The 8,419-nt window shown below is 58.0% G+C and carries 8 protein-coding genes and 1 pseudogene; 4 read left to right on the top strand and 5 right to left on the bottom strand.

All coding sequences use genetic code 11. The features are described 5' to 3' along the window. Positions 1–1,171: 1,171 nt before the first annotated feature. From AC3WWH_RS34520 to AC3WWH_RS34505, 4 genes are all read right to left on the bottom strand, one after another. The gene (locus AC3WWH_RS34520; protein ID WP_162752630.1) at positions 1,172–1,768 is read right to left on the bottom strand and encodes a hypothetical protein; all 597 of its coding nucleotides are present in this window, start codon (positions 1,766–1,768) and stop codon (positions 1,172–1,174) included. Next, on the bottom strand, positions 1,746–2,267 hold the full coding sequence (locus tag AC3WWH_RS34515) for a hypothetical protein (protein WP_156432987.1): 522 nt from the start codon (positions 2,265–2,267) through the stop codon (positions 1,746–1,748). Before AC3WWH_RS34515 ends, AC3WWH_RS34520 begins: the two co-directional genes overlap by 23 nt. Positions 2,268–2,358: 91 nt before the next feature. Then, a complete protein-coding gene (locus AC3WWH_RS34510) occupies positions 2,359–2,763 on the bottom strand; it encodes a hypothetical protein (protein ID WP_058320645.1) in 405 nt (134 codons plus the stop codon). 671 nt (positions 2,764–3,434) lie between these two features. Next, positions 3,435–4,364: an adenylate/guanylate cyclase domain-containing protein gene (locus AC3WWH_RS34505; RefSeq protein ID WP_058320647.1), complete on the bottom strand. Its 930-nt coding sequence runs from the start codon at positions 4,362–4,364 to the stop codon at positions 3,435–3,437. Positions 4,365–4,653: 289 nt separating this feature from the next. Between AC3WWH_RS34505 and AC3WWH_RS34500 the strand changes: the two are divergent. From AC3WWH_RS34500 to AC3WWH_RS34490, 3 genes and pseudogenes are all read left to right on the top strand, one after another. Then, positions 4,654–4,905: pseudogene (locus AC3WWH_RS34500) on the top strand (helix-turn-helix domain-containing protein); the annotation flags it as partial. 395 nt (positions 4,906–5,300) lie between these two features. Next, entirely contained in the window at positions 5,301–5,822 is a 522-nt protein-coding gene (locus AC3WWH_RS34495; protein WP_162752629.1) for a ProQ/FINO family protein, read from the top strand. 217 nt (positions 5,823–6,039) lie between these two features. Further along, entirely contained in the window at positions 6,040–6,366 is a 327-nt protein-coding gene (locus AC3WWH_RS34490; protein WP_058320649.1) for a GYD domain-containing protein, read from the top strand. Positions 6,367–6,655: 289 nt separating this feature from the next. On the opposite strand, the gene AC3WWH_RS34485 is transcribed toward AC3WWH_RS34490, so the two are convergent. Then, positions 6,656–6,910, bottom strand: coding sequence for a hypothetical protein (locus AC3WWH_RS34485; RefSeq protein ID WP_058320650.1), 255 nt, complete (start codon positions 6,908–6,910; stop codon positions 6,656–6,658). A gap of 559 nt (positions 6,911–7,469) precedes the next feature. Between AC3WWH_RS34485 and AC3WWH_RS34480 the strand changes: the two genes are divergently transcribed. Continuing rightward, the gene (locus AC3WWH_RS34480; protein WP_058320651.1) at positions 7,470–7,730 is read left to right on the top strand and encodes a hypothetical protein; all 261 of its coding nucleotides are present in this window, start codon (positions 7,470–7,472) and stop codon (positions 7,728–7,730) included. Positions 7,731–8,419: the final 689 nt, after the last annotated feature.

The following is an 8,419-nucleotide window of genomic DNA, read 5'->3' as shown; positions in this document are numbered from 1 at the left end:
TCACACCGCGCCACTTGGCGTATTCAGAACCGCCGGGGCTCTAGTCGCTGCTGGGTGAAAGTTCCGTGGCAGGTCAGATGGCCGATAGTTGAATTTGCGTCCAAAACCGAGCTCCTGCAATGATCTCCGCCATCCCTAAATGCGGACAGCTTAGATGGGGGAACCTCCTGCGGGGGTGGAAGCTCCCTGGGCTGTGTGCGACTACAAGAGCAGCCTACAACTCATCCATTCTGGGTAAAAAAAGGCCCCGCTGAAGCGGGACCTGAGGTGAACCAGCGACCGGCTTTCGCGAGCCGATCGAGAATTGCGCGCATTGACGACCTCGGTGGGCCCCACATCTAACGGGGACACTAAAAGCAGGCGGGGCCCAGAGGCGCCTCGATCGGGTCGAGGATCGAGACCTATCCAAACTTAGAGCGGCGCAAAAGGTTCCGCCATGGGACCTCAGTCCCAGACCGCAAGCGCAAAGGTCGTAGCTTCGTTGTCGCACCCTACCGTCGCGTTAGTTTTCTTCTTAGCCCAAGCAGCACAGCCCTTAACTGCCTTGGGCGGGCAACGGCGCCGGAGCGCCCCTTGCGGTCAGCAGGGACCAGCTTTGATGTCGTTGCCCAATTGAAGGATTGAGGATTTGCGAATGTACGAACGACACACCTACGGAACGCCACAGAGGAAGTTTACGACAGCGCTCCCAATCGGAGTAATTCTTCTATCAATGGCGGTAATCGCTGCTTACCTGCTGGTCGGAGGCGCTTTGAGCGACGGCGGCGGCCGTCCGATCGCCACGGTCCTTCCGAAGCTCTCTGTGGCCACTTCGCGATAGCAGCCGGTCCGGCAAAGCCCTTGGGCGGGATGACGTGCCCATCCACCTACCCCGCAGCTTAAGGGTCTGGAACATCAAAGAGCGGCGTCTGGAATGTGCAGCGAGCAACCAGTGCCATTTTCTGGGATGAACTCCATACCGGCCGTTTCCAAGGCCTGACGTATTGCCCTTAAATTCGCACTTGTAAGCGAGGGAATACCATCCTCGACTTCTGCTTGGCTAGGCTATTCAGAGCCGATGCGTGACGGTTGTGCATACCACGACTCTTTCACATCTCCTCCGCTCTCTATGGGAGAGGTTCTGGCGGGAAGAGATGATGACCTTCGAAGCGAAGATCATCGATCTGCAGGCTCAGTTTGTTTCGAACCGTTCAAGCATCTTTCGCAACTGGACGTTCTCTTGTTGAAGCCGCTGCGCGAGTAGCCCTTTCAGCCGACGGTTCTCTACCTCGAGCACGGCAAGCTCGTCGTAAATCGCTTCGGGAGCAGCGATTGTCGTCCTGCTACCAAGGGGACGACCACGGCGCGTTGGCCCTTGGCGCTTCGGCTTATCTTCTGGTGGAATCGTCTTCGTGCGGCTTGCTTCCATCGGCGAGAGGGAAGCAGGACCAGAAACATCCTCGGTGCGAATATTTTCTTCGGTCGGGGCCGCCGGATTTGAAGTCAATTCAACGGCGTCGGTCCCAACGCTCTCGTTCGGACAAACCTCCGCACTTTGCCCCGGAGAAGGCTCGTCGGGGCGCTGAGCCGGTTCGAACAGTTGCGGCGCTTCGGTCTCCGCCTGGCGCACGAGGGCTTTCAGGTCCGTATCGCCCCAGATGGAAGATGGATTGGTTGTCGTCCGCCGCCGGGCCGATTTGACTTCGACGATAAACTTGCGCTGTTGCGGTTTCATAGGGATCCAACGTTGAAGGCGCGCCATCAGCTTACGACGCGTCAAAGCGCTCAAGCATTTTCTTGAGCTGCAAGTTCTGCAACAGCAACTTCTCTGCCAGCCGGCGTCTAAGTTGCCTGATGTCCTCGTCCAGTGCGGTCATCTCATCGGCGAATGTCATCGGCGGCTGAGGAGCACTGGAGTCGCCATCTCCATACTCGACGGCATCGGCCATGGCAACATCGCTGGCGCTCGTTTTCCGGCTGCGCCTTTGCCTTTTCGTCGGCGGTGGTCGCGTTGGTCCGGCGGGTTCCGGAAGCGCCACGCGATCGTCGGGACTTGACCGGTCGACCGTTGTGGTGGGCGCCCGTTCACCGCCGACAGTCGCGGCGTCGAGATTGCCTGCAACCTCGTTCGGGGCTTCCACTATCGGTTCGTCAACTTCGCCGACCGGTTCCTCGGTCGCGATTTCACGCGGGCTTTCCGGCTCCTTGACCGTTCGCCCCAAAGACGCCAGTTGGACCAGATATTTCCATGGTGATTTCATATGTGCCGCCACCTCGAGCAATGGCACCGGAATCCTCCGCTGCAGCTCTCGACGAACGGCAGCGAGAATGTGATGAGGAGGGCCGATCGCCTAAATCCAATCAGCCCTTCACCGATGATCAGGCAAGACCCAGTCGCTTGCGCAGATCGGCGTTCTCAGCTCGGAGTTTTTCGGCCAGCGCCTTGCGGAGCCGAGCGTTCTCTTCTTCAAGCTGACGAAGATCAGCAATGTCGTCGAGGACTGGGACCGGAGCCGGCGTTTCGATCGTTTGCTTTGCCCCACGGGTTTTTCCGGTGCCCTTGGCGACCTTCTTTCCCCTGTTTTTGGCAACGGCCGGCGACTCTACCGACCTGTCTGCGCGCTTCCTGCGTCCTCTCACGGGCGGGGCAGCAACGGCCTCCGGTGTTTCAGCAGTTGCGTCCGAAACGACATTTTTCGGCCGCGGTCCTCGGCGCTTCCTGGGCGGAGCTGATTCCGCCAGTGGCGCCGTCTCTGTGGTCTCGGTATTGCTCTCGTCTGCCATGAGTGTTTTCCCTCTCGAACTGATGATCTTTTCCAATGAGCAGCGAGCAGAGTCAACAATCACACCTAGCGAGGTCATCCCTGCTTTTAGCGTGAAGCCGTCGCCAGCAGCGGGAAAGCGTACCAGGTACCGGCCGCGAATGCGGCCAGGGGCGGTCCGCGCTGCTCCGCTGGCAACCCATTTTCTTGCGGCAGCGTACCGGAATCGGGAAGCAGACCGTCCCTCCCTCGGGCTTGGCGGTTAGCGTACATGAGCAATTTATGTTGGATTGCGATCCCTGCCCGCGCCCAGTGAACCATCTGGCGGCGCTATTCGCCCCGCCTACAAGAGGGGCCTTTCTTTCCGGCACATTGGATTAGCAAGCCAAACGTACACTGCGACCCGTAATCTGCGGTATGACTTCCTGCGCCTCCCGACCGCGCGGCCGCCATTCTCAGCTTGCTTATTGCAATGCATTGCACTCCTTGAGCGCCGGATCGCCCTAGCGATACGGCAGACGTGTCGAAAAGGAGGCCGAAAGCAATGCCAATGAGTAGGAACAGAGCCACTTGAGAAACCATCTCAGAGGAGAAGTCCTCAAACACCTGGCCCTCCCGTCGCTTTCGGGACTTCGACTGCGCAAGCGCCTGAATTGTCCCGGCTTGGCGTTCGCGAAGTCGTTGCGAGGATCGTTAGGCGTTTGATTTCGCTCGAATGTCTGCCAGCAATATGTTCGCGAGATCGACGAACTGGCCCTGCGGAAACTTTGACAAATACGCTTCAATCATCTCGACGTTACCGGTGTCTCGAACTGTTTCCCAGAATGAAACCTCGATACCAGGGTCGGCATCGCCAGCCCCTCCTTGCGCAACGCGTGCGGCTGCCAGTTCGGCGAACTGACCCGCCGGGAACCGCTTCAGGTAAAGGAGATACTCGGCCGGGTCGTCGCTCTCCTGTACCGCCTCCCAAAAGGCCACCTCGACTCGACGCACCCCGTCGCTTTTGTCATCTACTGAGAAGGGCTCTTCGACAGACGAGGATCGCTCGGGGGTGTCGACGGACGATAGCTCCACATTCAGGCTTGGTTCGGCCTGCGGGTCGAACAGGACGCGGAAGACCCGGAGCGGGCGCGAAATGTTCTTGAATTGGTGCTCACCCAAATCCTCGAAGGTGGTATCCACGCGATCGCGCAGATGATCTCGTACCCCTCTTGTCACGCAGATGCCGCCGGCATCAGCGAGGCCTTCCAGCCGGGCGGCGATATTGACGCCATCGCCGAAGATATCGCCGTCTTTCACCAGAACGTCGCCGATATTGATCCCGATGCGGAAGTTCATCTTCCGGTCGTCGGCAAGCGCCTGGTTGGCACGCCACATCGCCTGCTGAATGGCGACTGCGCAGTTGAAGGCATGGACGATCGATGGAAATTCCGCCAACACGCTGTCGCCGGCGGTCCCGAAAATCTGACCATGGGCGCTTTCGATAAGACCGTCGACAATACTGCGGTGCGACGTCAAAGTCGCAAGCGTCTGCTCTTCGTCGGCATTCATCAAGCGGGAATAACCTTCGATATCGGCCGCAAGGATCGCTGCAAGCTTTCTTTCAAGTGGTGGCGCCTCCATGTGAACGGTCCAATCCAACGCCTTCGTTTCCACTGTGCAGTCGATCCATCAACCGATGGGAATGCAGCTTTGTTCCCTTCCGCAGGCGCTGGGAGCCGGCTATGTTAGGCATGAACCCGATCCGAATGACACGCGCCGCCAGACGCTCGCGCTTACCGCCAAGGCTGACGAAGTGCTGCGGCGCTCGAGCACCATTCACCAGACCGAAATCCGTGACATGGCCCCGCGCCAACCCGTCGCGGAGAGCTCGATACCGAAATCGGGGTCGGCGGCCTATTGGAGATTTACAATGGTGACTAAGCGCAAGTTCGAGAGCGATGCCTTCGAAGCGATCCACACCGCCGTCGAAGGTATGTATGCTGCAGGCACCATCGACAAGGAGACGATGCGGACCTTCGATGAGGCCTGCCTGTTTCGTCCGGCAAGAGCTGACCCCAGACGAGATCAAGACGCTGCGCGAAAACAATCCCGTTAGCCAGCCGGTTTCGCGCGCTACCTCAATACCAACGAGTCGACCGTACAAAAATGGGATACCGGCGCGTAGCGGCCGAGCGGACCCGCAATGAGCTGCTCTCGATCGTTCGGAAACAGTTCTTGAGACGCTGTCCTAGAAGGATACTGCCGCGGAAGGCTCAGCGCGCACAGTTGCAGTCGATAGCGGAGCTTATCGCCCGCACGGTCGGCAAAACGGAGGTCAACTACACAATCCGCTCCTGAAGCAAGGGCGCTACGTCGAGTGCGGAACATATCGCGGCACACGACCTCATCAATGCCAACGATTATGCGGCTTTCGAACTCCCAGATGATCCTTCTGCAGCAATGTCAATCGCCCCTCCCTCGTCTCCAAAATCCGCTATTTCGAAGATAAGGAGTTCGACGGTGCGTTCTCGCCACGACATAGCCCGCTCGCAGTGCTTGCGTGCTGGCGTTCACGCCATGGGTGCAGATGTCATTGGTTCGTGGTGCCGAATGGCATATCCTGGAATGGACATTCCTGGATTGGCACGGACTGCGATGCGTCAGAAGTCACCGAAGACGAAATCTCCGCGAGAGAACTCCAACCCGGTTCTCGCCCGTGAACGAGAGGTCGCCAAGACCGAGGCAATCAATGCTCTTCTCACTCGGCCGATTGCAGTTCTTCCAGCCAAGATTGGCGACCCGATCCGACCCTTTGCACTCGGGCTCTGGGATGAAATCCGCCCTCTCCTGAAACCGGAATTCAGCGTCACGGCTCTGCGCAAGACGATGGCAACCTATGTGCATTCGCGGAGCTATCAGATTGCGGTCGCGCGACCCGGATCCGTCCGCCATGACATCAATGGTACACCGGTCGGTCCTGTATCGGACGCCGACAGGTTGGATGCACAACAGAAGTACGAGGGTTTCAAGGCGCGCGATGGATCACGCAATCCAAAGTCGGCACCTCCCTCCCCACCCCGGCGTCAAAGTCGGACGTGATCCGCTCTGGCCTCCTCAAGCGGAAGGACACCCCGCGCTAGGACGCGGCCAATGTCGCCCCCCCTGTGGACCCTTCTTGCCTTCTCTGGGGCTTCCCGCCGCAACCGCAGAAACTGCGAAGTTGAAACCGTTGACTACGACAAGTCCGCACATTGGATGACTCGCGTTTTCCTCGCCTTGAGCGTTAACTGTGTTGTTCTGGCGGAGGAGGCAAATCATGGCCATTTATCTCACGCGCTTCAGCTACACGCCCGAAACGTGGGCGCGAATGATCGAAAACCCCGAGGATCGCCGAGAGGCGGCACGCACTTACATTGAATCCGTTGGCGGAAAGCTCCATGGGTTCTGGTACGCCTTTGGCGAGCATGATGGTTGGAATCTGTGGGAGGCGCCTGATAATATATCGATGGCGGCAGTCGCTCTTGCTATTGGCGCAGGAGGCGCGCTCAGTTCTATTGAGACCACAGTTCTCCTCAGTGTCGACGATACGATCGAAGCCTTGGAAAAGGCAAAGTCAATTCGGTATCGTCCACCGGGAGCCTAGGTGGCGACCCACTGCTTGTCATCATGTTGAGATGCGTGCTTCGAGCCGGCGCAAGCTGTCTGGGAACACTTGTTGTCACTTCCACGTCTCCGTGTGAGATAGCAAATGCCACAAAGTAGGCCTTGCCTATGCGGCACCCCTGCAGGTTGCCCCTTACAATGCCAGTCGAGGAACGAGAGTATAACCTGGGGCGGCGGAAAAGGATCCTCCATCGGACTTCCGTCCCACACGGCCGCGCAAAGGCCCCAGGGTTGCCTGCGGGGCCATTCTTTAGGGCTGCCCCAACCCGTCACATAGGGTCATTTCCCTTCATTGCGTTCGACATATGCGTCTTGCATTTGTCGTTGTCGTTTGAGGCAAGTGCTTCCTTTGCCATCGCCAATTCCTTATTGGCGTAGTCCTTCTTCATCTCGTCTGTCATAGCCTTGACGTCAGTTTCGAGCTTCGACATGTTCGCTTGATCACACACGATATCGGACAAGGCAAAGGCAGAAGGCCCAGCAAGCGCGAGTAACACTGTCGCCGTCAGTAATGTCCTCAGCATCGTTGCTTCCTCTTTGACGCGTTGAATGTCGGGCCCAACCGTCGAGCGAAAGTGACGTTCCTCGGGGCGAGAACATATCATCGTGATCTGACCTGCCGCCGGTCTCCTTCCTGCTACGTCCGATGTGGCCGACACCGTCGAAGCCCAACCAATCGCAGACGGTAGGTGGATCGTTGGCGTTCGGTGCGACGCCGTTGGCAGCGAGGTTGATGGGGGTCGATCTTGCTTTCAAATGTGGACTCGCAGGACACGGAAACAAGTGGTTGACGCAGAGGTTCCCGCCGCTCTCGGCCGTGATAGTTAATTCCTTCGGATTCCGGATAGCCACTTCGGGTTAAAAAGCTACTCTGTGACCACCCATTTGCTGTAACGACCTAAGTCCCAGCCGGTCCGCCAATGGTCTGAGGTCAATTGTCGCGCATTTCGATTACGGCGTATTCTGATTTCAACCAGGGCGTCTTCGCCTCAGCGCCAAGGTCTAATAACCGGCTCCAGAGCCGCCCGTCCGTCCGGGCCGCTGTGGGCCACGGAAAATTAACGAGGCCGCCTGGGTGAAGCAATGAAGCAGGTAACCCTACCGATAATCGCCCCTCCAACCCGCCAAACTAAATACGAGCAGAGCAGCGATGAATGCCAAGAAGCCCTCAGAGAGGCGTTCGGGGTGTTCGTCGACTATTGTACGGCAACGGGCTGGTCTGATGATGACGTCGCCATAGCGTTGATCCAAATCGCTGACGAACACCTCTGCTCTCTTGCTATCTTGGCTGACTTCTCCGCTGTTGTGGACCAGACCACAGGATCTGACCTGGCAAAATTCTAGCAAGCCCCAGTCCCAATCAACTCCGCGCTCCAGCGTCCATCCCACACGTGGCCCATGCCCCGAAATCTTACTAGCACTTTTGCGCCCAGCGACCACTCGGCGCCTCGGCCTACCCTCACTACCGCTCCGATCCGTTATGAGCGACCTCAATCACCCTTTTTGGCTATCTTGTCGGATTGATTAGCCGATATTATTTTTTCTTCACACTCGATTTTCGAACTACGGGGCTCCGGCGGAGGGAACCCGCGTCGCCCCTGGGAAAGGAGGTCGCGCATGCATTCCCTGCCTAGATCGATGGCGCTTCTCCCTCACGAAATGAACGAGATCGATCGGATCTTCCAAGACATCCTGCGCGAACGCGGGCTGTCGCAAGATTGTGAGACGGCAGAAGTGATCGCAAGACGCATTCTCAGTTGTTACCAGAGAGGCATCCGAGAGAGCGGCGCCCTGAAATACATGACCGGTTTCGATAAGCGTCAGCGAACGCTGAAGCGCACGTCCACGGTAATCCGGAAGTCTCGATGCAGGAGTTCGCAGGAGAGCCATCCGTCCAGATAAGTCCGGACGATGTTTATATGCTTCAACGAACATTCGATCGGGTGTGCATCTGGTGCGTATGCGACGTCCACGCCCCATGGCTTTTTCAGTTGCAGCGATCTGAGGTTGATCTACGGGCCGTCAAATGAGCT

It is taken from the genome of Ensifer sp. EB106-03-01-XG145, from assembly GCF_058792075.1.
Note: the sequence above shows the minus strand (reverse complement) of the source record. Positions and strands in the feature narration are given on the sequence as shown.